This window comes from Roseomonas acroporae (assembly GCF_023223525.1).
Lineage (GTDB): Bacteria > Pseudomonadota > Alphaproteobacteria > Acetobacterales > Acetobacteraceae > Roseomonas_E > Roseomonas_E acroporae.
Genome location: NZ_JALPRX010000015.1, coordinates 15,952 through 39,582, shown reverse-complemented (window position 1 = coordinate 39,582; position 23,631 = coordinate 15,952). Strand labels below are relative to the sequence as shown.

The 23,631-nt window shown below is 73.2% G+C and carries 20 protein-coding genes; 13 read left to right on the top strand and 7 right to left on the bottom strand.

Annotated features, from left to right (window positions below; all coding sequences use genetic code 11):
• Nucleotides 1–24: 24 nt before the first annotated feature.
• The 3 genes from M0638_RS04465 to M0638_RS04455 form a co-directional block, all read right to left on the bottom strand.
• The gene (locus M0638_RS04465; protein WP_248665760.1) at nucleotides 25–798 is read right to left on the bottom strand and encodes an enoyl-CoA hydratase; all 774 of its coding nucleotides are present in this window, start codon (nucleotides 796–798) and stop codon (nucleotides 25–27) included.
• A gap of 28 nt (nucleotides 799–826) precedes the next feature.
• Nucleotides 827–2,074, bottom strand: a complete 1,248-nt coding sequence (locus M0638_RS04460) for a flavin-dependent oxidoreductase (protein ID WP_248665759.1) — start codon at nucleotides 2,072–2,074, stop codon at nucleotides 827–829.
• Between the two features lie 178 nt (nucleotides 2,075–2,252).
• Nucleotides 2,253–2,483, bottom strand: coding sequence for a hypothetical protein (locus M0638_RS04455; RefSeq protein ID WP_248665758.1), 231 nt, complete (start codon nucleotides 2,481–2,483; stop codon nucleotides 2,253–2,255).
• 475 nt (nucleotides 2,484–2,958) lie between these two features.
• Between M0638_RS04455 and M0638_RS04450 the strand changes: the two genes are divergently transcribed.
• The 4 genes from M0638_RS04450 (at nucleotide 2,959) to M0638_RS04435 (ending at nucleotide 6,825) form a co-directional block, all read left to right on the top strand.
• Complete coding sequence (locus M0638_RS04450; protein WP_248665757.1) at nucleotides 2,959–4,170, top strand: NADP-dependent isocitrate dehydrogenase; 1,212 nt, start codon at nucleotides 2,959–2,961, stop codon at nucleotides 4,168–4,170.
• A 67-nt stretch (nucleotides 4,171–4,237) separates the two neighbouring features.
• Nucleotides 4,238–4,951: a DUF599 domain-containing protein gene (locus M0638_RS04445; protein WP_248665756.1), complete on the top strand. Its 714-nt coding sequence runs from the start codon at nucleotides 4,238–4,240 to the stop codon at nucleotides 4,949–4,951.
• Nucleotides 4,952–5,045: 94 nt separating this feature from the next.
• Entirely contained in the window at nucleotides 5,046–5,615 is a 570-nt protein-coding gene (locus tag M0638_RS04440) for a DUF3060 domain-containing protein (protein ID WP_248665755.1), read from the top strand.
• Nucleotides 5,616–5,736: 121 nt separating this feature from the next.
• On the top strand, nucleotides 5,737–6,825 hold the full coding sequence (locus M0638_RS04435; RefSeq protein ID WP_248665754.1) for an alpha/beta hydrolase family protein: 1,089 nt from the start codon (nucleotides 5,737–5,739) through the stop codon (nucleotides 6,823–6,825).
• 136 nt (nucleotides 6,826–6,961) lie between these two features.
• On the opposite strand, the gene M0638_RS04430 is transcribed toward M0638_RS04435, so the two are convergent.
• Nucleotides 6,962–8,137, bottom strand: a complete 1,176-nt coding sequence (locus M0638_RS04430) for an iron-containing alcohol dehydrogenase (RefSeq protein WP_248665753.1) — start codon at nucleotides 8,135–8,137, stop codon at nucleotides 6,962–6,964.
• A gap of 335 nt (nucleotides 8,138–8,472) precedes the next feature.
• On the opposite strand from M0638_RS04430, the gene M0638_RS04425 reads away from it, so the two are divergent.
• A complete protein-coding gene (locus tag M0638_RS04425) occupies nucleotides 8,473–9,261 on the top strand; it encodes a class II aldolase/adducin family protein (protein WP_248665752.1) in 789 nt (262 codons plus the stop codon).
• A 157-nt stretch (nucleotides 9,262–9,418) separates the two neighbouring features.
• Here the strand turns inward: M0638_RS04425 and M0638_RS04420 are convergent, their stop codons facing one another.
• Complete coding sequence (locus M0638_RS04420; protein ID WP_248665751.1) at nucleotides 9,419–11,551, bottom strand: molybdopterin-containing oxidoreductase family protein; 2,133 nt, start codon at nucleotides 11,549–11,551, stop codon at nucleotides 9,419–9,421.
• A 183-nt stretch (nucleotides 11,552–11,734) separates the two neighbouring features.
• On the opposite strand from M0638_RS04420, the gene M0638_RS04415 reads away from it, so the two are divergent.
• The 7 genes from M0638_RS04415 to pheT all read left to right on the top strand — a co-directional run bounded on the left by M0638_RS04415 (nucleotide 11,735) and on the right by pheT (nucleotide 18,182).
• Entirely contained in the window at nucleotides 11,735–12,466 is a 732-nt protein-coding gene (locus M0638_RS04415) for an SDR family oxidoreductase (RefSeq protein WP_248665750.1), read from the top strand.
• Nucleotides 12,467–12,603: 137 nt separating this feature from the next.
• Nucleotides 12,604–12,879, top strand: coding sequence for a type II toxin-antitoxin system Phd/YefM family antitoxin (locus M0638_RS04410; RefSeq protein ID WP_248665749.1), 276 nt, complete (start codon nucleotides 12,604–12,606; stop codon nucleotides 12,877–12,879).
• Nucleotides 12,876–13,292: a type II toxin-antitoxin system VapC family toxin gene (locus M0638_RS04405; protein ID WP_248665748.1), complete on the top strand. Its 417-nt coding sequence runs from the start codon at nucleotides 12,876–12,878 to the stop codon at nucleotides 13,290–13,292. Before M0638_RS04410 ends, M0638_RS04405 begins: the two co-directional genes overlap by 4 nt.
• Nucleotides 13,293–13,690: 398 nt before the next feature.
• Nucleotides 13,691–13,897, top strand: a complete 207-nt coding sequence (rpmI, locus tag M0638_RS04400) for a 50S ribosomal protein L35 (RefSeq protein WP_248665747.1) — start codon at nucleotides 13,691–13,693, stop codon at nucleotides 13,895–13,897.
• Between the two features lie 14 nt (nucleotides 13,898–13,911).
• Nucleotides 13,912–14,295, top strand: a complete 384-nt coding sequence (gene rplT, locus M0638_RS04395; protein ID WP_248665746.1) for a 50S ribosomal protein L20 — start codon at nucleotides 13,912–13,914, stop codon at nucleotides 14,293–14,295.
• Nucleotides 14,296–14,573: 278 nt separating this feature from the next.
• On the top strand, nucleotides 14,574–15,671 hold the full coding sequence (gene pheS, locus M0638_RS04390) for a phenylalanine--tRNA ligase subunit alpha (RefSeq protein WP_248665745.1): 1,098 nt from the start codon (nucleotides 14,574–14,576) through the stop codon (nucleotides 15,669–15,671).
• 3 nt (nucleotides 15,672–15,674) lie between these two features.
• Nucleotides 15,675–18,182 (top strand): phenylalanine--tRNA ligase subunit beta, encoded by a 2,508-nt coding sequence (gene pheT / locus M0638_RS04385; RefSeq protein WP_248665744.1) that lies wholly within the window; start codon nucleotides 15,675–15,677, stop codon nucleotides 18,180–18,182.
• A gap of 145 nt (nucleotides 18,183–18,327) precedes the next feature.
• On the opposite strand, the gene M0638_RS04380 is transcribed toward pheT, so the two are convergent.
• Both M0638_RS04380 and M0638_RS04375 read right to left on the bottom strand, forming a co-directional pair.
• The gene (locus M0638_RS04380) at nucleotides 18,328–19,908 is read right to left on the bottom strand and encodes an ABC transporter substrate-binding protein (RefSeq protein ID WP_248665743.1); all 1,581 of its coding nucleotides are present in this window, start codon (nucleotides 19,906–19,908) and stop codon (nucleotides 18,328–18,330) included.
• 83 nt (nucleotides 19,909–19,991) lie between these two features.
• Complete coding sequence (locus M0638_RS04375; RefSeq protein ID WP_248665742.1) at nucleotides 19,992–21,590, bottom strand: ABC transporter substrate-binding protein; 1,599 nt, start codon at nucleotides 21,588–21,590, stop codon at nucleotides 19,992–19,994.
• Nucleotides 21,591–21,903: 313 nt separating this feature from the next.
• Between M0638_RS04375 and M0638_RS04370 the strand changes: the two genes are divergently transcribed.
• Nucleotides 21,904–23,511 (top strand): ABC transporter substrate-binding protein, encoded by a 1,608-nt coding sequence (locus M0638_RS04370; RefSeq protein WP_248665741.1) that lies wholly within the window; start codon nucleotides 21,904–21,906, stop codon nucleotides 23,509–23,511.
• The last annotated feature ends 120 nt before the right edge of the window (nucleotides 23,512–23,631 follow it).

The window sequence follows — 23,631 nt, the reverse complement described above, 5'->3', positions numbered from 1 at the left end:
CGCCGCCCCGGCCCCTCGGCCCGCTCAGCCTTTCTTCCGGGGCCGCTCCACGAAGGCGCGCAGCATGCGGCGCGGCTCGTCCGTGTCCCAGGCGGCGGCGAAGGCATCCACCCCGGCCGCGATCGCCTCGCCCAGCGGCAGGCCCTCCCAGCGGCGGATCAGCGCCTTCTGCCGGCGCACCGCCGCCGGCCCGGCCTCGTCGAGATGGTGCAGCCAGCCCGCCACGGCGCGGTCCAGCGCGGCCGCGCCCGGCACCACCTTCTCCACCAGCCCCCAGGCGAGCGCCTCCATCGCGTCGATCCGCTCGCCGAGCAGCAGCAGGCGGCGCGTGCGGCCCCAGCCGATCAGACCGGGCAGCAGCGCCGCCTCCACCACGGAAGGGATGCCCACCATCACCTCGGGCATGCCGAAGGTGGAGGCCTCGGTCGCCACCCGCACGTCGCAGGCGGCGGCCAGCTCCAGCCCGGCGCCGAAGCAGTAGCCGTCGACGGCCGCGATCACCGGCACCGGCAGCTCGCGCAGCACGGCGCAGCAGCGATGGACGCGGGTGATGAAGGCGCGCGCCGCCGCGCCGTCCGCCAGCGCCGCCATCTCGTTGATGTCGGCGCCGCCGATGAAGGCGCGGTCCCCCTCGCCGGTCACCACCACGGCGCGGAGCGAGTCGTCGGCGCGCAGGGATTCCGCGGCCTCGACGAATTCCGCCATCAGCGCCGCGTTCAGCGTGTTGAGCCTGCGCTCGTTGCGGATGGTGATCCAGGCGGCCGCGCCCTCGCGGCGCAGCCCGATGCTGCCGGTCATGTCGTTCCTCCCCTGCCAGCGCCCGCCGCTACCGCGACGCGACGGCGAATCCCGCGAGCTGCGCGTAGCCGCCGACGATGGCGCGCAGCTCCTCCCGCGTCGCCACCGCGTCGATCGAGGCGAACCCGTCCGGCGCGCGCGCCGCCGCGAAGTCGATCACCCGCTCCGGCCCGCCCGAGCGGTTGGAGCGCACGATCTCCGCCGTGCGCGGCAGCCGCTCCGCCTCGTAGGCCGACAGCGCCTCGGGCACCGGCAGCGCGGCCAGCCGCGCGGCCAGGTCGCGCGCGTCCAGCACCGCCTGCGAGGCGCCGTTGGAGCCGACCGGGTACATCGGGTGCGCCGCGTCGCCCAGCAGCGTCACGCGGCCCCGCGTCCACCAGGGCAGCGGGTCGCGGTCGCACATCGGGTACTCGGCGGGCTCCGGAGTCGCGCGCACCAGCGCCGCGACGTCGAGGAAGGGCAGCCGGAAGCCGTCGGCGAAGGGGAGGAAGTCCTCCGGGCGGCCCGGGCGGGACCAGTCCTCGCGGCGCGGCGGCGGCGCGGTGCCGTCGGCGATGCGGGCATAGATCACCCAGTTCAGCAGCCGGGTGCCCGACCTGCTCCCCGGGGCGATCGGGTAGAGCACCACCTTGGCCGTGCCGTCGCCGGCGATCACCATGGTGTCGCCGCCCTCGAATTCCGGCCAGTCCACGGCGCCGCGCCACATCTGGATGCCGTTCCAGCGTATGCCGCCATCCTCGGGGTGCAGCAGGGCGCGCAGCGTGGAGTGGATGCCGTCCGCCCCGACCAGGGCGGCGCCCCGCGCCTCCACCACGCCGCCGGCGGTGGCGAAGCGGGCGGTGACGCCGGCCGCGTCCTGCGCGAAGCCGGTCAGCCGGTGCGCGGTGCGCAGCGCGTCCCCGCCGAGCCGCTCCCGGACGGCATGCCACAGCACGCCGTGCAGCCGGCCGCGATGGATCGAGAATTGCGGCACCGGATGCCCGGCCCAGGTGCCGCGCGGCTCCGACCAGATGGTCTGGCCGAGATGGTTGGCGTAGCGCAGCGCGCGGGTGCGGATCGCCACCGCGTCCAGCGCCGGCAGCAGGCCGAGCGCCGCCAGCTCGCGGATCGCGTGCGGCAGGGTGTTGATGCCGACGCCGAGCTCGCGCACCTCGGCCGCCGCCTCGAACACCGTGCAGGGAATGCCGCGCTCGTGCAGCGACAGGGCCAGGACGAGGCCGCCGACGCCGCCGCCGGCGATCAGCACCGGCCCGTCCGGCGTCGTCGTCGGCGTCATCGGCGGATCGGTGCGCGCATGAAGGGACCCCCTGGCGGTGCGGCCGCAGGGTAGGTTCCCGCCACGCCGGTCGCAACGCCGGGGGCGACGCCGGCGGTCCGCGCGCCGCCCTTCGGCCTGGGAGAAGCGGCCCCGGCGCGGGCGGGTCGGCTGCCCGGGAAGCGCCGGGCGGCAGCCGCTACATCACCACCCCTTCGGTGCTGCCCGCCGCCGGCGGCGCGGAGGGCGCGTCGGGAGCGTGGTGCCGGTCGCGCCGCCGCAGCGTGCGGCGCAGGACGCAGGCGGCACCCAGCGCCGCCGCGCCACCGCCGGCCAGCGCCAGGCCGGCCGCCGCGCCGGCCATCAGCCCGGCGGCGAACACGCCCGTCGCCACGCCGCTGGCGCAACGCAGGCCGCATCGAAGCATCATGACGAACTCCTCCAGACGGTTGCGCGCGCCGAAGGCGGCACCCACCCGACCGGGGAGCCCTCCCGCGGCGGCGGACCCAGGTCCCGCTCCGCCGGGCAGGAGCATACCAGCGATCCGTCCGACAGGGCGTTCGGCATGGTCGGCTCGCCGCAGTGGCGGCATTCCACCGGGTCGCGCCGCCCCGGACCGTCCGCCTCGGGCGCGGTCCCCCCGGCAGCGCGCACGGGGGTTCCGGCGGCATGTTGGCGGGCAGGGATCATGGCGGAGCCTCCATCCGGCGCTTCCGCTCCTGACGCCCGGGCGGGCCGCCGGTTTCTCGCGCGCCCGACCGCGCCCGACCCCGCCGCCCATCGCCGCCAGCGGCCTTGCCCCACTCCCGACCCGGTGCGATGTTCCGCCCCTGTCCCGGCCGCCCGCCCCGCTGCCCGCGCCGGGCCGCGGGGCGGCCGCTACGCATCGCTGGATGAGGATCCGCATGGCCAAGATCAAGGTGAAGACCCCCGTCGTCGAGCTCGACGGCGACGAGATGACCCGCATCATCTGGGGGTTCATCAAGGACAAGCTGATCCTGCCCTACCTCGACGTGGACCTGAAGTACTACGACCTCGGCATCGAGTACCGCGACCAGACCGACGACCAGGTGACGGTGGACGCGGCCAACGCGATCAAGCAGTACGGCGTCGGCGTGAAGTGCGCCACCATCACCCCGGACGAGGCGCGGGTGAAGGAGTTCGGCCTGAAGAAGATGTGGCGCTCCCCGAACGGGACGATCCGCAACATCCTCGACGGCACCATCTTCCGCGAGCCGATCATCTGCCAGAACGTGCCGCGCCTGGTGCCGCACTGGTCGAAGCCGATCGTGGTCGGCCGCCACGCCTACGGCGACATCTACCGCGCCGTCGAGATGAAGGTGCCGGGGGCGGGCAAGGTCACCATGACCTACACGCCGGAGGGCGGCCAGCTGCAGGAGATCGGGGAGTTCCCGTTCAAGGGTCCGGGCGTCGCGATGATGCAGCACAACCTGTCCGCGTCGATCGAGGGCTTCGCCCGCGCCTCCTTCAATTACGGCCTGACGCGCGGCTACTCCGTGTACTTCAGCCACAAGAACACGATCCTGAAGGCCTATGACGGCACCTTCAAGGACATCTTCCAGAAGGTGTTCGAGGAGGAGTTCGCGGCGAAGTTCAAGGAGAAGGGCATCGTCTACGAGCAGCGCCTGATCGACGACATGGTGGCCTCCGCCCTGAAGTGGGAAGGCGGCTACGTCTGGGCCTGCAAGAACTACGACGGCGACGTGGAGTCCGATATCGTGGCGCAGGGCTTCGGCTCGCTCGGCCTGATGACCTCGGTGCTGCTCTCCCCGGACGGCAACACGGTGGAGTCGGAGGCGGCCCACGGCACCGTCACCCGCCACTACCGCGAGCACCAGAAGGGCCGCGAGACCTCGACCAACCCGATCGCCTCGATCTTCGCCTGGACCCGTGGCCTCGCCTATCGCGGCAAGTTCGACAACACGCCGGACGTCACGGCCTTCGCCGAGACGCTGGAGAAGGTCTGCGTCGAGACCGTCGAGAGCGGCTTCATGACCAAGGACCTCGCCATCCTGATCGGCAAGGACCAGGCCTGGCTCAACACCCAGGACTTCCTGGCCAAGATCGACAGCAACCTGCAGAAGGCGATGGCCTGAGCGGAAAGGCGGCGGGGGAGCCCTCCCCCGCCGCGCCCCGAACCTTCCGGCGGGAACGGGCCTCCGCTTGCTGCACCTGACCCTGCTCGACTGGATCGGCCTCGCGGTGTTCCTGGCCGGCTGGCTCGGCTATCCCACCGTGGTGGACCGGGCGCCGTCCTTCCGCGACCGCAGCGTGATCGCGGCCATGAACCGCCACCGCCGGCGCTGGATGGCCACCTCGCTGACGCGCGACAACCGCATCGTCGACGCCTCGCTGGTCGGCAACCTGATGTCGTCCACGAGCTTCCTCGCCAACACCTCGATCTTCATCCTGGGCGGCCTGCTGGCCATGCTGGGCAGCCCCGATCTCGGCCAGCGCATCCTGGGCAGCATGCCCATCGCCGAGGTGCCGGACGCGACGGCCTGGCAGGTGCGCATCGGCCTGCTGATCCTGATCTTCGTGAACGCCTTCTTCGAGCTGACCTGGGCGATGCGGCAGTTCAACTACGCCTCGATCCTGGTCGGCGCCTTCCCGCACCCGAAGCAGGCCGCCGCCGAGCCGGAACCGGCCCGGGCGCAGGCCGAGATGGCGGCCGCCGTCGCCAACCGCGCCGCGCGGCACTTCAATTCCGGCCTGCGCGCCTACTATTTCGGCCTCGCCGCCCTGCTCTGGATCTTCCACCCGGTGGCGCTGATCCTGGCGACGCTCTGGGTGGTCAACGAGCTGTACCGCCGCGAATTCCGCAGCGTGGTGCGCCAGGCGCTGAACGTGCCGATCGCCGAGGATTCGGAAACCTGAGACGTGGCGCGGCCGTTGCCACGGCGACGGCCGGCCTCCGCCGGCTGCCCCATCGGCCGGACCCGGGCCGAAGATGTCCAGGAGGAAAGCCGGCGTGAGAGGAATTGCCCTGGCGGCGCTGATGGCCGTGTCGCTGCCCATTCCCGCGCTCCACGCGCAGCCGCAGGCGGAGCCGCCGGAGGCGATCCGGATCGTCGGCGCCAATGCGCGCCGCGAGGTGAATTGCGAGGGCCGGGACGTGGACGTCGCCGGCACCAGCCATGTCGTCACGCTGCTCGGGGCGTGCGGCAGGGTCACGGTGCAGGGCAGCCGGCATCAGGTCCGGCTCGGCTCGGCCGCGAGTCTCGACGTGTATGGCGAGGGGCAGCAGGTCCAGGTGCAGGGGCAGTCGGGCAGCCTCGTCGTCGCCGGCGCCAACCACCGCGTCGCCACCGGTGTCGGCCCCGGTACCACCCCCGGCACCAGCTCCGGCAGCCCGGGCGGACCGGCCTCGGTCGAGGTGAGCGGCGCCGGCTCGGTCATCCACCTGCGCCTCTCCGGCCCGACGCGGATCGAGGTCGCGGGCGCCCGGCACCGCGTCTTCTGGACCGCTCCCGCCGGGGTGCCGGAACCCGAGGGCTCCAATTCGGGCATCGACAACACCGTCCGCCGCGGCGACGGGTAGCGCGCCACGGTCGGCCTCCCCGCCGGCCGGCTGCTTGTCCGCCACGGGCGCGCACGGCAGATGGTGCCGGGTCCGGCCGAACGGGCCGGACTCGGAAGCACGAATCCGGGGGAAACAGCCAATGCGCCAATGCCTGCGCGCCGCCCTGCTCGGCGGCGCCCTGCTCCTTGCCGGCCTGCCGGGCGGCACCCATGCCCAGGGCACCCCGTCGCCCGCCGGGCCATCCGCCGGGGCCCCCGCCGAGGCGCCGTTGCAGGTGCGCGAGATCGGCAGCCTGCATGTCGGCGGCCGCGTCGCCGAGCTGTCCGGCCTGCCCTCGCGAGAGATCGTCTACTCGCCCGGCGCGCCGCCCATCCGCCTCGACCCGAACGGCCAGTTCCAGGTCGAGCAGATGTACGCCCAGTACGTCCGCCTGCAGGACCCGCGCGCCCGCTACCCGCTGATCCTGGCGCATGGCGGCGGCCTGACCGGCGTCACCTACGAGACGACGCCGGACGGGCGGCCCGGCTGGCAGATGCTCTTCCTGCGCGCCGGCCACGACGTCTACGTCACCGACGCGGTGGAGCGCGGCCGCGCCGGCTGGGCCCGCTTCCCCGAGATCCTGCCGGGCGAGCCGGTGTTCCGCACCATGGGCGAGGGCTGGGGCCTGTTCCGCGTCGGCCCGGCCGATGGCTGGAACATCGAGCCCTCGCTGCGCCGCGCCTTCCCGGACACGCGCTTCCCGGCCGCCGCCTGGAACCGGTTCATGCGCCAGGGCGTGCCGCGCTGGACCACCACGGACCGCCAGGTGCAGGCCGGCTACGACGCGCTGGTGCAGCAGGTCTGCCCCTGCGTCATCCTGGTGCACAGCCAGGGCGGCAATTTCGGCTTCACGGCGGCGCTGAACGCGCCCGACAAGGTGCGCGCCGTGATCGCGGTGGAGCCCTCCGGCACCCCGCCCGCCGGCGCCGACGCGGCCAGGCTGCGCGGCATCCCGCATCTCGTGGTGTGGGGCGACCACATCGAGGGCAACCCGTTCTGGACCAACATCCGTGCCAACGTGGGCCGCTGGCAGGCCCGCATCCGCGAGGCCGGCGGCACCGCCGACACGCTGGACCTGCCGGCCCAGGGCATCCGCGGCAACAGCCACATGCTGATGATGGACGACAACAACGCCGAGATCGCGGCGCGCATCCAGGACTGGATGGCGCGGCAGGGCCTGATGCGCTGACGCGGCGCCGGCCCGCAGGAGCCCCGACTCCCGCGGGCCGATCCCGGCGGGCCGGCATCACGCGCCGGGCCGGGGCGCCTGCCGGCCGGCACGGGCGGCCTGCGGGGAAGCCGCCCTTCCCGGCGAGGCCGGCGGCTCAGCCCGCGTACACTTCCTCGTAGAGCTTCACGATCTCCGCCGCGTCCGGCACGCGCGGGTTGTTGGCCGGGCTGCCGGAGGCGAGCGCCTGCTCGGCCATGGTCGCCATCAGCCCCTGCCACTGCTGGCTCGGGATGCCGTACTCCTTCGGCGTCGGCACGGCGAGGTCGCGGTTCAGCGCCCGCAATTCACCGAGCAGCCGGTCGCCGGCGGCGCGGTCGGAATCGGCCGTCCCCGCGATGCCCATGGCGCGCGCCGCCTCGGCGTAGCGCGGCAGCGCCGACTCCAGCCCGAAGGCGGTGACGGCGGGCAGCAGCATGGCGTTGGAAAGCCCGTGCGGAACATGGAAATGCGCCCCGATCGGCCGGCTCATGCCGTGCACCAGCGCCACCGAGCTGTTGGAGAAGGCGAGCCCCGCCTGGGTCGCGCCCAGCATCATCGCCTCGCGCGCGGCGGCGTCGCGCGGCCGCGCGTACACGGTGCGCAGGTTGGGGGCGATCAGCGCCATGGCCGAGCGCGCCAGCATGTCGGAATGCGGGTTGGCGCGCTTCGAGACGAAGGCCTCCAGCGCGTGGGTCAGGCTGTCGATGCCGGTATCGGCGGTGGTGCGCGGCGGCACGCTGAAGGTCAGCTCGTAGTCCACCACCGCCGCGAGCGGCAGGGCGGCGAGGCCGGCGATCAGCATCTTCTCGTCGCGCGCCGTGTCGGTGATGACGGTGAAGCGCGTGGCCTCGGAGCCGGTGCCGGCGGTGGTGGGCACGCAGATCACCGGCAGGGCGGCATGGTCGGCGCTGGCCGGCACCTTGTAGCGGCTGATCGGGCCGCCGCCGCTGCCGTCGCGCCCGGCCAGGAGGGCGATGGCCTTGGCCGTGTCCATCGGGCTGCCGCCGCCGAAGCCGACCAGGCAGTCGTAGTCGCCGGCCCGCAGCGCGGCGACGCCGGCCTCGACCACCGTGTCGGTCGGGTCGGGCACCGTCTCGGAGAACACGCCCGGGCGCATCCCGGCCTCGCGCAGCGGGGCGAGGCAGCGCTCCACCGTGCCGGAGGAGACCATCCACGGGTCCGTCACCACCAGCGGCCGGCCCAGCCCGAACTGGCCGAGCAGCCGGCCGAGCTGCCCGAGCGAACCGCCGCCCACCAGCATCGCCCTGTGCGAGACGATCATCGCCACCATCCGCGTTCCCTTCCCCGCTGCGGCGCGCCTCGGCGCCCTTCCCGCCCCGGATTACGCCCCGCCCGCAGGCCCGTCCATCGGCCGTGCCGGCTTGCCGGCAGGCGGGGCTGGAAGCAGGGTGGCGCCGGCAGGCGCGGGCCGCCCGGGCCGATCCGCTCGCCGCGCAATTCGCCCCGCCGCACCGGCACGAACCCCCTGGCGCCACCGGCCCGTCGGCGCGAAGCTGCGGCGACCGAGCCCGTCCGGCATCCCCGGCCCCCGCGCGATGCGCCCGGGGCGACCATGCCGGAGCGAAACGGAACCGGCCGCCTCCCGGGAAAGAAACGGAGACCCCCATGCTCGACGCCGCCCAGCTCAACATCCCCTCGCTGCGCGACAAGGTCAGCCCCGAGGAATGGCAGGCGCGCGTGGACACCGCCGCCTGCTACCGGCTGATCGCGCATTACGGCATGGCCGACCAGGCGGCCAACCACATCTCCATGCGCGTCCCCGGCGAGCCGGACGCCTTCCTGATCAACGCCTACGGCATGTTCTACGAGGAGATCACCGCCTCCTCGCTCATCAAGATCGACCATGACGGCAACATCCTGCTGCGCCCGGAGACCGGCTACGACTACGGCGTGAACCGCGCCGGCTTCGTGATCCACAGCGCGATCCACCGCGCGCGGCCGGACGTGGACTGCATCATCCACACCCACACCTGGGCCGGGATGGCGGTCTCCTGCCTCGAATGCGGCCTGCTGCCGATGACGCAGACCGCGATGCGCTTCGCGAAGATCAGCTACCACGACTACCAGAGCGTCGCGATCGACCTCGCCGAGCAGGAAAGCCTCGTCGCCGATCTCGGCCCGCACAACAACGCCATGATCCTGCGCAACCACGGGCTGCTGACCACCGGCAGCACCATCCCCGAGGCGTTCAACGCGATGCACCGGCTGGAGCTGTCCTGCAAGACGCAGCTCGCCGCCATGGCCTGCAACAGCCCACTGGTGCCGGTCCCGCAGCAGATCATCGACAAGACCTACGACCTCTACCAGCCCGGCGTGCGCCGCCCCTACGGCGTGCTGGAATGGCCGGCGCTGCTGCGCATGCTCGACCGGCGCGACCCCAGCTACCGGGACTGAACGGCCCGATCCGATCGGCCCGATCCGATCGGTCCGAACTGGCCGGTCCGAACTGGCCGATCCGAACCGGGCCACCTGCGTCCGGCCGCGCCCGATGCGGCCGGGCCGCCCTCCGCCGCGCGGCAGCGGCGCGCTCCCGGCGTGACGCCTGCCGCGACTACTCCGCCGCCAGCGCCAGCGCGGCCTCGGCGGCACGCAGCCAGACCGCCGTGTCGTGGAACACGGCGCCGCCGGCCGGCAGGGCCGGGTCGTCGCTGGTCAGCGCGTTGATGCCGATGCCGCCCTCGAAATCCTCGTCCGGCCAGACGCTCTCGACGATCACCACGCCGGGCTGCAACCCGTCGAACAGCTTGGCGTGCACCGTCACCGTGCCGCGCGCATTGCCGAGCACCACCCGCCCGCCCTCGGCGACGCCGAGCCGCGCCGCATCGGCAGGATGCAGCATGGCGGTGGGCCTTCCCTCGCGCTTGCGGGCCGTGGGCGTCTCGGTGAAGCTGGTGTTGAGGAATTGCCGCGCCGGGGCCGTCACCAGCCGGAACGGGTGCGCGGCATCCGAGGAGTCGATGACCGGCATGTGGTCCGGCATGGTGGGCATGGCGGCGCCGTGCGGCCCGAGGGCGCGCCAGTCCGGCGAGAAGCGGAATTTCCCGTCCGGGAAGCCGAAGCCGTCCAGATGGTGGGCCTTGCGGAATTCGGGCTGCACGTCCACCCAGTGGCGTTCCACCACCTCCGCCGCCCCCGGCCAGCCGGAGGCGCGCAGCGTGGCGTCGGCGATCTCCATCGCGGTCATGCCGAAGCCCGGGTGCTCGGCGCCCAGCCGCTGCGCCAGGCCCAGGATGACGTCGTGGTTGGAGCGGCACTCGCCCGGCGGCTCGATCAGCTTCGGGCCGATCTGGATGTGGCTGTGCCCGCCGGCCTGATACAGGTCGTCGTGCTCCAGGAACATGGTGGCGGGCAGCAGGATGTCGGCCTGCCGCGCCGTCGCGGTCATGAACTGCTCGTGGACGCAGACGAACAGGTCCTCGCGCGCGAAGCCGCGCCGCACCTTGTTGGTGTCCGGCGCCACGGTGAGCGGGTTGACGTTCTGGATCAGCAGCGCGTGCACGCCGGGGCCGTCGCCGAGGTCGCGCCGGTCGCCGGTCAGCACGGCGCCGATGCGGCTCATGTCGAGGATGCGGGTGGCGGGGTCCACCACGTCCAGCCCCTCGATCAGCGTCTTGTCCCAGCGGTACATGCCGCGCCCGGACCAGAGCGCGCCGCCGCCCGCGTGCTTCCACGCCCCCGTCACCGCCGGCAGGCAGCTCACCGCGTGCATCGCGGCGGCGCCGTTGCGCATGCGGGTGAAGCCGTAGCCGATCCGCAGGAAGGAGCGCGCCGTGCCGTTGTAGAGCCGCGCGAATTCCTCGATCCGCGCGACGGGCAGGCCGGTGATCGCCGAGGCCCAGTCCGGGCCGCGCGTGGCGAGGTGCGCCTCCAGCCCGGCCGGGTCGTCGGTGTAGCGGGCCAGGTACTCGCGGTCGGCGAGGCCGTCGCGGAAGGCGCAGTGCATCACGGCGCAGGCGAGCGCCGCGTCGGTGCCGGGCAGCACGGGCAGGTGCAGGTCGGCCACGGCCGCGGTGCCGTTGCGGTAGGGATCGACCACCACGAGCTTCGCGCCGCGCTCCTTCCGGGCGCGGCTGATGTGGGTCATCACGTTGACCTGGGTCGCCACCGGGTTGCCGCCCCAGACCACGATCAGGTCGGCCTGCGCCATCTCGCGCGGGTCCGGGCCCAGCAGCACCCCGGCCCCGGCCTTCCAGCCGATCTCCGAGACCGAGGAGCAGATAGTCAGGCTCTGGCGCGAGTAGCGCATTGCATGGCGCAGCCGGTTGATGCCGTCGCGCTGCACGAGGCCCATCGTGCCGGCGAAGTAGTAGGGCCAGACCGCCTCGGTGCCGTGCCGCGCCGCCGCCTCGGTGAAGGCCTCGGCCACGCGGTCCAGCGCCTCGTCCCAGGAGATCGGCGCGAACTGGCCGGAGCCGCGCGGCCCGGTGCGGCGCATCGGCCGGGTCAGCCGGTCCGGGTGATGGACGCGCTCGGCGTAGCGCGAGACCTTCGCGCAGATCACCCCGGCCGTGTAGGTGTTGGCCGCCGCGCCGCGCACCGCGCCGATGCGGGCGCCGTCGATCACCTCCACCTCCAGCGCGCAGGTGGAGGGGCAGTCGTGCGGGCAGGCGGAGTGGCGCGTGGCGCGGTTGCCGGCCTTGGCGCCGGCCTGGGCACCGGCCTTCGCGGAAGCAGTCTGGCTCATCGTCGTGGGCATCCCTGACCGTCCGACGCTAGGGCAGAACGCCTTCCGGCGGAACCCGTTCGGGGCATGCAAGCGGCGTACCCGTCGGAGGGCGGCCCTGGTTCCGGCCCGCGCGCCGATGCGGGGATGCCGGCGCCGCGCCGTTCTGCCAGGATCGCGGCAAGGACAGCGGGGGAACGAGACATGGCCAGGACGATCCTGATCACCGGCGGCAGCCGCGGCATCGGCCGCGCCACCGCGATCCTGGCCGGGCAGCGCGGCTGGTCGGTGGGGGTGAACTATCTCGGCAACCGCGAGGCGGCCGAGAGCACGGTGCGCGCGGTGGAGGCGGCCGGCGGCCAAGCGGTGGCGCTGCCCGGCGACGTAGCCTCGGAGGCCGAGGTGCTGGCGATGTTCGACGGCGCCGAGCGCGCGCTCGGCAAGCTCGACGGCGTGGTGGCGAATGCCGGGGTGGTGGCCCCCGCCTCGACCGTGGCCGACATGACCCTGGAGCGGATGCGCCGGGTGTTCGACATCAACGTGCTCGGCGCCTTCCTGACGGCGCGGGAGGCGGCGCGGCGGCTCGGGCGCGGCGGGTCGCTGGTGCTGGTCTCCTCGATGGCGGCCAAGCTCGGCTCGCCCAACGAGTACGTGGACTACGCGGCCAGCAAGGCGGCGGTGGACACGCTGACCATCGGGCTGTGCAAGGAGCTGGGCCCGGCCGGGGTGCGGGTGAACGCGGTCCGCCCCGGGCTGATCGAGACCGAGATCCATGCGAGCGGCGGCCAGCCGGGACGGGCGGCGCGGCTGGGCGGCGGCGCGCCGCTGGGCCGGGCCGGGGAGGCGTCGGAGGTGGCGGAGGCGATCGTGTGGCTGCTGAGCGATGCGGCGTCCTACACGACGGGGGCGTTGCTGGACGTGTCGGGGGGACGGTAGCGAGACGCTGCATCGGTAACGTCGGCCCACGGCGGCATGCACTGGCGGCGAGGGCTATCCGCGCCCGTGCGCCCTCGGTTGCCTCCGGCAGCGAGTTTGCGTACACATATTGTGTTCACATCGAGCGAGACTGTGCCGTGTCCGAACCGGACCAGCGTGGAAAGGCACCACCGCGCCGGCTCGGCGTGCGCGAATTCCGCGAAAACATGGCCGAATTCCTGCGGCAGGCGCGGCAAGGCAGCTCCTTCCTCATCACCTCGCATGACGAGGTGCTGGCCGAGCTCCACCCGCCCTCGACACCGGTTCGGCCCCGTCGTCGGCCCGGGGCGCTGCGCGGCCGGATCCGCCTGGCGCCCGACTTCGATGCCCTGCCGCCGGACGTGCTCGCGGCGATGGAGGACGAGGCGGGGTGAAGCTCCTCCTCGACACGCATGCCCTGCTGTGGTGGCTGAGCGATGACGGGCGGCTCGGGAGCCGGGCGCGGGAACTGATCGCGGACCCCGGCAATGACGTGCTGGTCAGCGTGGTCTCGCTCTGGGAGATCGTCGTGAAGCACCGCATCGGGAAGCTGGAGGCCGATATCGGCGAGATCGTGACGGCGGTCGGGCGGGAGGGCTTCACCTGGCTGGGCATCGAGGCCGCGCACCTCGCGGCGTTCGCCGGCCTGCCGCTGTATCCGGACCATCGCGATCCGTTCGACCACCTGCTCATCGCGCAGGCCATGATCGAGGGCGCCGGCTTCGTCTCCGAGGACCGCGACGCGCCCCGCTACAAGGTGAAGCTCGTCACCTGTTCGGATGCACCGTCGCGTCCCCCGCCGGGCTGACACCGCCGCCAGGACGTCCGCCTCTCTTTTCAAAAAGGGGTTTCCAAAGGGGCTTCGCCCTTTGGCGGGGATGCAAGGGGCAGAGCCCCTTGCCGGGGTCCGGGGCAGCGCCCCGATGCCCCCGCGCCAGCCGCCCCCGCCCCCCCGGGCCCCCCCCCCCCCCCCCCCCCCCCCCCCCCCCCCCCCCCCCCCCCCCCCCCCCCCCCCCCCCCCCCCCCCCCCCCCCCCCATGCCCCCGCGCCAGCCGCCACCGCCCCCCTTGCCACCCCCCTCCCCCGCCGCTATACCCCCGCCCCTTCCCCGCGCGCCGAGGCTCACTGACGGGCATGCCCGGCCGCGGACTCGCGTCCCCATCGCATGGTGCGGTGGCGGAGCGACCCGACCCACAGGAGGTCCAAATGCCCAAGATGAAGACCAAGTCGAGCGCCAAGAAGCGCTTCAAGATCACCGCCACCGGCAAGGTGATGGCCGGCCCGGGCAAGAAGCGGCACAACCTGTCCGCCCGCCCGCAGAAGGCCAAGCGCCAGAACCGCGGCTCCCAGGTGCTGCGCCACCAGGACGGGCTGACCGTCATGCAGTGGCTGCCCTACGGGCTCGAGCGCTGAAGGAGGCCTGACCCATGGCACACGTCAAGCGCGGCGTCACCAAGCACGCCCGTCACAAGAAGATCCTCAAGCTCGCCAAGGGCTATGTCGGCCGGTCCTCGACCGCCTACCGGCCCGCGCTGGAGCGGGTCGAGAAGGCGTTGCAGTACGCCTACCGCGACCGGCGCAACAAGAAGCGCGAGTTTCGCGGCCTCTGGATCCAGCGCATCAACGCGGCGGTGCGCGAGCACGGGCTGACCTACAGCCAGTTCATGGCCGGCGTGAAGGCGGCGGGCATCGAGCTGGACCGCAAGGTGCTCTCGGCCATCGCCTTCGACGACCCGACCTCCTTCGCCGCGCTGGTGGAGAAGGCGAAGGCGGCGCGCCCCGCCGCTCCCGCCCCCGCGCCGGCGGCCTGAACCTCCTCTCCCCGTCACGGAGAGCCTTGCGAGAGGGCCGCACCCGGCGACGGGGCGGCCCTTTCTGCTTCGGCGGCGGCGTGCTAGCGCGCCCCGCGACGGGCGCGTTCCCGGCGGACGGGCTCCGCCGGCCTCGCGCCGACCCTTTGTTGCCGGCGCGCAGGCGCCGATCTCTTGATGCCGGCGCGCAGGCGCCGACCCTTTGTTGCCGGAGCGACGCCACGCCGCCGGGCCCAGCCGCCCGACCGGCGATCCGCTCCAACGCGGGACGAGCAGTGATGAGCGAAGCGACCGAGGCGGCCGAGCTGGCCGCGCTGCGGCAGGAGACCGAGGCGGCGCTGGCGGCGGCGGCCGATCTGCGCGCCTGGGACGCGGTGCGCGTCGGCACGCTGGGCAAGAGCGGCCGGGTGACGGCGCTGCTCAAGGGCCTGGGCGCCGTGCCGGCCGAGGCGCGCAAGGCGCGCGGCGCCGCGCTGAACCGGCTCAAGACCGAGCTGGAGACCGCCATCGAGGCGCGCCGCGTGGCGCTGGAGTCGGCGGCGCTGGAGGCGCGGCTCGCCGCCGAGCGCCTCGACGTCTCGCTGCCGCCCCGCCCCAACGCCCCCGGCACGGCGGCCGACGGCGCCATCCACCCGATCAGCCGCACCGTCGAGGAGCTGACCGCGATCTTCGGCGCCATGGGCTTCGCCGTGGCCGAGGGGCCGGACATCGAGGGCGACTGGTACAATTTCGGCGCCCTCAACATCCCCGAGCACCACCCGGCCCGCCAGGACCACGACACCTTCTACCTGCCGGCTGGCCCCGACGGGCGCCGCCCCGTGCTGCGCACCCACACCAGCCCGGTGCAGATCCGCACCATGCTGAGCCAGGAGCCGCCGATCCGCGTCATCGTCCCCGGCCGCACCTGGCGCGCCGACCACGACGCGACGCACTCGCCGATGTTCCACCAGGTCGAGGGGCTGGTGATCGACCGCGACATCACGCTCGGCCACCTCAAGGGCTGCCTGATCGACTTCCTGCGCGCCTTCTTCGCCATCGCCGACCTGCCGGTGCGCTTCCGCGCCTCCTACTTCCCCTTCACCGAGCCCTCCATGGAGGTCGATATCGGCTGGGACCGGAAGTCGGGCGAGCTGGGCAAGGGCAGCGACTGGCTGGAGATCCTGGGCAGCGGCATGGTCCACCCGCGCGTGCTGGCCAATTGCGGCATCGACCCGCGCGTCTGGCAGGGCTTCGCCTTCGGCATGGGCATCGAGCGCATCACCATGCTCAAGCACGGCATGGCCGACCTGCGCCCCTTCTACGAAAGCGACGTGCGCTGGCTGCGCCACTACGGCACCGGCCCGCTCGCCCCCGCCTCGCTGGCCGAGGGATTCTGAGCCATGAAGTTCACCCTGAGCTGGCTGCGCGAGCACCTCGACACGGATGCGACGCTGGAGGCCATCACCACGACGCTCTCCGCCATCGGCCTGGAGGTCGAGGGCGTCGAGGATCGCGGCCGGGCGCTCGCCCCGTTCCGAATCGCCGCCGTGGTGGAGGCCGAGCCGCACCCGAACGCGGACCGCCTCCGCGCGCTGAAGGTCGATGCCGGCAACGGCACGCTGCTCTCCGTGGTCTGCGGCGCGCCCAATGCCCGCGCCGGCATGAAGGGCGTGCTGGGCCTGCCCGGCACCTACGTCCCCGGCTCCGACATCACGCTGAAGGTCGGCGAGATACGCGGCGTGAAGAGCGAGGGCATGATGTGCTCCGCGCGCGAGCTGGGGCTCGGCGAGGACCATGCCGGCATCATCGAGCTGCCCGAGGACGCGCCGGTCGGCGCCGGCTACGCCGAATGGGCCGGGCTGGACGACCCGGTGATCGAGATCTCGGTCACGCCCAACCGCGGCGACGCGCTTTCCGTGCGCGGCGTGGCGCGCGACCTCGCGGCGGCCGGGCTCGGCACGCTGCGGCCGGAGGGACGCTACCTGCGCCCCGGCACCGTTCCCGCCGGCGGCCCCTCGGCGCTGCGCTGGGCGATCGACGACCCGCGCGCCTGCGCCTGGGTGCTCGGCCGCACCATCAGCGGCCTGCGCAACGGGCCGAGCCCGCAATGGCTGCGCGACCGGCTCACCGCGATCGGCCTGCGCCCGATCAACGCGCTGGTGGACGTGACCAACTTCTTCACCGTCGATCTCGGCCGGCCGCTGCACGTCTTCGATGCGCGCAAGGTGAAGGGCGGCACCCTCACCATCCGCCTGGGCCGCGAGGGCGAGACGCTGCTGGCGCTCAACGGCAAGGAATACACGGCGAGCCCGGAGGACTCCGTGATCGCGGACGCCTCGGGCGTCGTCTCCTTCTCCGGCATCATGGGCGGCGAGACGACGGGCTGCGACGCGGACACCACCGAGGTGTTCATCGAGTGCGCCCTGTTCGACCCCGTGCGCATCGCCCTTTCCGGCCGCCGCCACCAGCTCTCCTCCGACGCCCGCCAGCGCTTCGAGCGCGGCATCGACCCGGCGCTGCAACCCGCCGCCCTCGAAGCCGCGACGCGCATGGTGCTGGAATTGTGCGGCGGCGAGGCGAGCGAGGTCGTCTCGGCCGGCGCCGAGCCGGCCTGGCAGCGCGAGGCGACGCTGCGCTTCGAGCGCCTCGCCGGCCTCGGCGGCGCCGAGGTGCCGGAATACGAGGCGACCGCCATCCTCGGCAGCCTCGGCTTCACCGAGACGGCGCGCGGCGAGGGCAGCGTCACCTACGCCGTGCCCTCCTGGCGCAACGACATCGCGCAAGGGAACGTGGCGCCCGAGGCGCAGCCGGGCGGCCTTGCCCAGTCGCCCGAGCTGCCGCCCGAGCGCGCCGCCGCCGCCGCCGAGGGCTGCCGCGCCGTCGAGGCGGAGTGCGACCTCGTGGAGGAGGTGCTGCGCATCCGCGGCCTCGACCGCGTGCCGCCGGTGAGCCTGCCCGTGGCCTCGCCCGTGCCGCCCGCCTCGCTCACCGCGAAGCAGGCCCGCGCCGCCCTGGCCCGCCGCGTGCTGACGGCGCGCGGCATGCTGGACTGCGTGAGCTACGGCTTCGTCGAGGCCCGCGTCGCGGCGCTGTTCGGCGACACCCCGCCGGCGCTGCGCGTCGAGAACCCGATCGCCGCCGATCTCGACCAGATGCGCCCGACGCCGCTGGCCAGCCTCGCCCTCGCCGCCGCGCGCAACGCGGCGCGGGGCTTCCCGGACCTCGCCCTGGCCGAGCTCGGCGGCGGCTACCGCGACCCGAGCCCGACCGGTCAGCTCGCCATCGCCGCCGGGCTGCGCACCGGCCACACGCCGCGCCACTGGGCCGAGCCTTCCCGCGCCCTCGACGCGATGGACGCCAAGGGCGACGCGCTGGCGGTGCTCCAGGCGCTGGGCGTGCCGATGGCGGCGCTGACCGTCACCACCGACGCGCCGGGCCACTACCATCCTGGCCGCTCCGGCGTGCTGCGCCAGGGGCCGAAGACCGTGCTGGCCCGCTTCGGCGAGCTGCACCCCTCCGTCCTCGCCGCCCTGGACCTGCCCGGTCCCGCGGTCGGCTTCGAGGTGTTCCTCGATGCCGTGCCGGAGCCGAAGCGGCGCAAGCGCGGCGCCGCCGATCTGCCGGCCTTCCAGCCGGTGCGGCGCGACCTCGCCTTCCTGGTCGATGCCGGCGTGCCGGCCGAGAAGCTGCTGCGCGCGGCCAGCGGCGCCGAGCGCAACCTGCTCGCCGGCGTCTCGCTGTTCGACCGCTACGCGGGCGACAAGCTGCCGGAGGGCAAGGTCTCGCTGGCGCTGGAAATCACCCTGCAGCCGCGCGAGCGCAGCCTGACCGATGCCGAGATCGAGGCGGCCATCGGCAAGGTCGTGGCCGCCGTGACCAAGGCGACCGGCGCCACGCTGCGCGGCTGAATTACCGATCGCTTCGTGCGCTGACGCTGCCGGGGCGCTGCCCCGGACCCCGCGAAGGGGCGAAGCCCCCTTCGAGACCCCCGTTTCATGAGGGGGGCGAGGTGATCCCGCCGCCGGTGCCACCGGCGGCGGGCAACCCCTGGCCTCACCCCCGCCGCAGGTTCCAGAAGATCGCGAAGCCCTTCACCCGGTCGCGCAGATCCTTGCGCAGCGCCGTGCTGGAGAGGTAGGCGCCGACCGGGATGTAGGCCACCTCCTCGATGGCGGTGCGCTGGATGTCCTCGGCGATGCGCTTCTGCGCCGGCAGGTCCGGCGCCTCGAACCAGGCGTTGCGCAGCTCCTCCAGCCGGGGAATGTTCGGCCAGCCGAACCAGGCGTTGGCGCCGTTGCCGCGGATGCCGGAATGGCCCACCGGGTCGATGAAGTCGAACGAGGAGAAGCTGGTCAGCAGCATCGACCAGCCGTTCTTCTCCACCGGCTCGCGGCTGGCGCGGCGCTGGATCACCGTGCCCCAGTCCGACAGGGCGAGATCCATGTTGAAGCCCATGCGCCGGAACAGGTCCGCCGCCACCTGGGTCATGGCGGAGGGCGCGAGGATGTCGGTCGGGCCGATCAGCCGCATCGGCTGGTTCGTGTAGCCGGCCTCGCGCAGCAGCGCCTTGGCGCGGTCCAGGCTGCGCGGCCCGAGCAGCGGCTCCAGCCCCGCCTGGTTCGCCAGCGGCGTGCCGGGCGTGAACACGCCGCAGCGCGCATCGTACTGGCTCGGATCCGGCCCGACGATGGCGCTCATGAAGTCCGCCTGGTCGATCGCCGGCAGCAGCGCCTGCCGCACCCGCTTGTCGTCGAAGGGCGGGTGCAGGTGGTTCAGCCGCAGCATGCCGCAGAGCGGCAGCGTGTCGATCGGCTCCACCGAGAGGGTGCGGCTGCGCTTCAGCAGCTCCTGCAATTCCGGCGCCGGCTGCTCGAACCAGTCGATCTCGCCCGATTGCAGCGCGGCGGCCGAGGTGGCGCCGTCGGTGATGATCTTCCACTCGACGCGGTCGAAGAAGACCTGCTTCGGCCCGGCGGTCAGCCCGCTCGCCGCGACGGGGGTCGGGCTGTAGGTCGGGTTGCGCTCGTAGACGATCAGGCTGCCGGAGTTGAACTCGTCCGCCTTGAAGCGGAACGGGCCGGAGCCGACGGTCTCGCGGATCTGCTGGAACGGGTCGGTGTTGGCGATGCGCTCGGGCATGATGAAGGGCACCGGACCCGCCGGCCAGCCCAGCGCCTGGATCAGCAGCGGGAAGCGCCGCTTCAGCCGGAAGCGCAACCGGCGGTCGTCCACCGCCACCAGCTCGTCCACCGAGGGCTCCAGCTTCTGGCCCATCGGGCTGCGCTTCATCCAGCGCTTCAGGCTGGCCACCGCGTCGGCGGCGCGCACCGTCTCGCCGTCGTGGAACCTGAGGCCGGAGCGCAGGGTGATGGTGCAGACCCGGTCCCCGTCCTCGAAGACGTGCCCCTCGGCCATCTGCGGCTTCGGCTCCAGCGCCGCATCCGTGCCGTAGAGCGTGTCGTAGATCATGTACCCGTGGTTGCGGGTGATGTTGGCCGTGGTCCAGATCGGGTCGAGGCTGCCGAGATTGGCCTGCGGCACGAATTTCACCACCCGGCTCGCGGCCGGCTGGGCGATCGAGAAGCGCGGCAGCGCGGCGGCGGCCGCGCCGGCGAGGACGGTGCGTCTCAGCATGCGGAGGAACTCCCGGGACGCGGCAGCAGAGCAAGGCACCGCCGTGGTTGCAAGCGCGCCGCGCCGGGCCGAGGGGGCCGCTCTCAGCCCCGGCGGATGTTCCAGAACAGGAAGGCGCCCCGCGACAGCCCGGTCAGGCCGCGCCGATAGGCGGTCTGGTAGAAGTACTGGCCGGTCGGCAGGAAGACCGCCTGCTTCAGCGCCTCCGCCTGGATCGCGGCGGCGAGGGCGGGCTGCTCGGCCTCCGGCGCCTCCAGCCAGCGGTCGCGCAGCGCCTCCAGCCCGGGCAGGTCCGGCCAGCCGAAATAGGCGCGCTCGCCATTGGCGCGCAGCACCTGCGTCACCGCCGGGTTGACCATGTCGAGCCCGGCCCAGGTGGTGTGGAACATGCTCCAGCCGCCCTGCTCCGGCGGCGCCTTGCTGGCGCGCCGCTGCACCACGGAGCCCCAGTCCGTCACCACGTACTCGACGTTCATGCCGAGCCGCCGGAGCAGGTCGTTGCCCACCTCGCCCAGCGCCGCCAGCGCGCTCTGGTCGCTGGCCGCCAGCAGCACCACCTTCTCGCCCCTGTAGCCCGCCTCGCGCAGCGCCCGTCGCGAGGCCTCGATGTCGCGCGGCGCGGTCAGGATCTCCATCCCGGCGTCGTTCGCCATCGGCGAGCCTGGGGTGAAGACGCCCACCCTGTCGCGCCAGCGCCCCGGCTCGGTGCCGGCGACGGCGGTCATGAAGTCCGCCTGCGACACGGCGCCGAGCACGGCACGCCGCACCGCCGCCTTGTCGAAGGGCGGATGCAGCGTGTTGAAGATCCCCGTGCCCATCACGCCGAGGGTGATGATGTTCTCCAGCACCACCTGCCGGTTGCGCGCGAGCACCGGCAGCAGGTCGTTGGGCGGGTTCTCCCACCAGTCCACCTCGCCGTTCTGGATCGCGGCGGCGGCGGTGCCGGGGTCGGGGATGACGTTCCACTCCACCCGGTCGAAATGCACGAGCTTGGGGCCGGCGGCCCAGTCCGGCGTGCCGTCCGGGCGCGGCACGTAGTCCGGGTTGCGCGCATAGGCGACGCGGGCGCCCGCCACCCGCTCGTTCGCCAGCCATCGGAACGGGCCGGAGCCGACCACCTCGGTCACCGGCCGGAAGGCGTCGGTCTCGGCGAGCCGCGCCGGCATGATGCAGCAGGCGGGCGGGCCGAGCTTGGCCAGCGCCTGCAGCAGCGGCCCGAAGGGACGCTTGAGGCGGATGGTGAATTCCCGGTCCCCCGTCGCCGCCATCTCGTCGAGCCGCGCCAGCAGCGCCTGGCCGAGCGGGTCGCGCTGCGCCCAGCGCTTCACGGAGGCGACGCAGTCTCGCGCCAGCACCTTCTCGCCGTCGTGGAATTTCAGCCCCTCGCGCAGCCTGATCGTGACGCGCTTGCCGTCATCCTCGACCGTGTGGCCCTCGGCCATCTGCGGCTGCGGGCGGAGCTGGCCATCGAGCCCGTAGAGCTGGTCGTACACCATCAGCGCATGGGTGCGGGTGATGTAGGCGGTGGTCATGACGGGATCGAGGATCGTCACGTCCGCCTGCGGCACGTAGCGCAGCACGCGCGCGGCGGCAGGCTGGGCGATGGCGACCCTTGGGGCGAAGCGCGGCAGCGCGGCGGCGCCGGCACCGAGGATCAGGCTGCGTCGCGGAACGGTCGGCATTCGGTTCCTCCGGCGGGAAGCGGGGAATGGATGACGACCGGCTCCGGACGCCGTGGCACGGGCCGGCCTTCACCGCGGGCATGGCGCGTCGCGACCCGGGAGCGGATGACGGGCGGCCGCCATGGCGGGGCACCGCGGTCGATGCGGGCCCGCGGCGCCGCAGCAAAGCAGGGGATGCGGCGGGCGCGCAAGCCGCCGCGCCCCTTGCCGCGGATCCCGTCCTGCCGATCGCCACCATACGGTGCTTGCCGGCCCTCCGGCCGGCTGCCACCTTGCCGCCCGCAACGGACCAGGTTGCCGGAGGGGGTATTCGATGCAGAGACGCGACTTCCTGAAGTCGGCGGCGGGCGGGATCGGGCTTTCGGGTCTGGCGGGCAGCCTGGCGCGCCCGGCCCTGGCCCAGGCGCCGGGCAGCCGCGTCCTGAAGTTCATCCCGCAGAGCGACCTGACCGTGATGGACCCGGTGGTCACCACGGCCTACGTGACGCGGCACCACGCGCTGATGATCTGGGACCAGCTCTACGGCGTGGACGCGGACTTCAAGCCGCAGCCGCAGATGGCCGAGGGCCACACGGTCGAGGATGACGGCAAGCGCGTCACGATCAGGCTGCGCGAGGGGCTGAAATTCCACGACGGCCACCCGGTGCGCGCGCGCGACGCCGTGGCCTCGATCAAGCGCTGGGCGCAGCGCGACGCGATGGGCCAGGCGCTGATGGCGGCGACCGACGAGCTCTCGGCGCCGGACGACCGCAGCATCCTGTTCCGCCTGAAGAAGCCCTTCCCGATGCTGTTCTACGCATTGGGCAAGCCCGGCACGCCGATCCTGGTGGTGATGCCCGAGCGCCTCGCGCAGGGCGACCCGTCGCGGCAGGTGACGGAGATGATCGGCTCCGGCCCGTTCAAGTGGGTGGCGGGCGAGCGCGTGCCCGGCTCGCGACTCGTCTACGAGCGCAACGCCGACTACGTGCCGCGCGCCGACGGCCCGGTGGCCTGGACCAGCGGCCCGAAGAAGGTGAATTTCGACCGCGTCGAGTGGCAGGTCATCCCAGACCAGGCCACCGCCGCCGCCGCCTTGCAGAACGGCGAGGTGGACTGGTGGGAGCAGCCGACCAACGACTTCGCCCCGACCCTGCAGCGCAACCGCAACCTCGTCTTCGAGGTGTCGGACCCGACCGGCTTCCTCTCGCTCGCCCGCTTCAACCACCTGCACCCGCCCTTCGACAAGCCGGCGGTGCGCCGCGCCCTGCTCGGCGCGCTGGTGCAGGCGGACTACATGACGGCGGTGATGGGCGACGACCGCTCGCAGTGGCGCGACAAGGTAGGCTACTTCCCGCCCGAGACGCCGATGGCGAGCGATGCCGGGCTGGACGCGCTGACCTCGCCGCGCGACATCGAGAAGGTCAAGCGCGACCTCACCGCCGCCGGCTACAAGGGCGAGAAGATCGTGATGCTGGGCTCGACCGACCAGCCCGCGCTGTACCAGCTCGCCCAGGTCGGCGCCGACTACTTCAAGCGCGCCGGCATGAACGTGGATTTCGTCACCACGGACTGGGGCAGCGTGGTGCAGCGGCGCGCCAACAAGGCCTCGCCCGAGCAGGGCGGCTGGTCGGTGTTCTTCACCAACTTCACCGGGCTCGACTTCCTCAACCCCGGCACGCATCTCGGCCTGCGCGGCAACGGGCAGAACGCCTGGTTCGGCTGGCCCACCATGCCGCGCATCGAGGAACTGCGGGGCCAGTGGCTCGACGCCACGGCGGAGGCGGACCAGAAGAAGATCGCCGCCGAGATCCAGGCGCAGGCCTTCCAGGAGGTGCCGTACCTGCCGCTCGGGCAGTACTTCCAGAGCTGGTCCTACAAGCGGAACCTGACGCGCGTGCTGAAGGGCATGCCGATGTTCTGGAACGCGCAGCGGGCGAGCTGACGGGGGCTCGCGCGCCCGTTCAAAGGAGGGCTCCGCCCTCCTTTGGTATCCTCCCGCCAAAGGGCGAAGCCCCTTTGGAAACCCCGTTTGTTTCCGGGCCCGGCGGTTGCAACGCCCAGG

What these genes read in the sequence shown, in the direction of transcription:
- M0638_RS04425 (WP_248665752.1), top strand. Translation starts at nt 8,473, where the DNA reads ATGCTCGACGCCGCCCAGCTCAACATCCCCTCGCTGCGCGACAAGGTC.
- M0638_RS04460 (WP_248665759.1), bottom strand. Translation starts at nt 2,074, where the DNA reads ATGACGCCGACGACGACGCCGGACGGGCCGGTGCTGATCGCCGGCGGC.
- rpmI (WP_248665747.1), top strand. Translation starts at nt 13,691, where the DNA reads ATGCCCAAGATGAAGACCAAGTCGAGCGCCAAGAAGCGCTTCAAGATC.
- pheS (WP_248665745.1), top strand. Translation starts at nt 14,574, where the DNA reads ATGAGCGAAGCGACCGAGGCGGCCGAGCTGGCCGCGCTGCGGCAGGAG.
- M0638_RS04370 (WP_248665741.1), top strand. Translation starts at nt 21,904, where the DNA reads ATGCAGAGACGCGACTTCCTGAAGTCGGCGGCGGGCGGGATCGGGCTT.
- M0638_RS04455 (WP_248665758.1), bottom strand. Translation starts at nt 2,483, where the DNA reads ATGATGCTTCGATGCGGCCTGCGTTGCGCCAGCGGCGTGGCGACGGGC.
- M0638_RS04420 (WP_248665751.1), bottom strand. Translation starts at nt 11,551, where the DNA reads ATGAGCCAGACTGCTTCCGCGAAGGCCGGTGCCCAGGCCGGCGCCAAG.
- rplT (WP_248665746.1), top strand. Translation starts at nt 13,912, where the DNA reads ATGGCACACGTCAAGCGCGGCGTCACCAAGCACGCCCGTCACAAGAAG.
- pheT (WP_248665744.1), top strand. Translation starts at nt 15,675, where the DNA reads ATGAAGTTCACCCTGAGCTGGCTGCGCGAGCACCTCGACACGGATGCG.
- M0638_RS04430 (WP_248665753.1), bottom strand. Translation starts at nt 8,137, where the DNA reads ATGGTGGCGATGATCGTCTCGCACAGGGCGATGCTGGTGGGCGGCGGT.
- M0638_RS04465 (WP_248665760.1), bottom strand. Translation starts at nt 798, where the DNA reads ATGACCGGCAGCATCGGGCTGCGCCGCGAGGGCGCGGCCGCCTGGATC.
- M0638_RS04380 (WP_248665743.1), bottom strand. Translation starts at nt 19,908, where the DNA reads ATGCTGAGACGCACCGTCCTCGCCGGCGCGGCCGCCGCCGCGCTGCCG.
- M0638_RS04375 (WP_248665742.1), bottom strand. Translation starts at nt 21,590, where the DNA reads ATGCCGACCGTTCCGCGACGCAGCCTGATCCTCGGTGCCGGCGCCGCC.
- M0638_RS04415 (WP_248665750.1), top strand. Translation starts at nt 11,735, where the DNA reads ATGGCCAGGACGATCCTGATCACCGGCGGCAGCCGCGGCATCGGCCGC.
- M0638_RS04450 (WP_248665757.1), top strand. Translation starts at nt 2,959, where the DNA reads ATGGCCAAGATCAAGGTGAAGACCCCCGTCGTCGAGCTCGACGGCGAC.
- M0638_RS04435 (WP_248665754.1), top strand. Translation starts at nt 5,737, where the DNA reads ATGCGCCAATGCCTGCGCGCCGCCCTGCTCGGCGGCGCCCTGCTCCTT.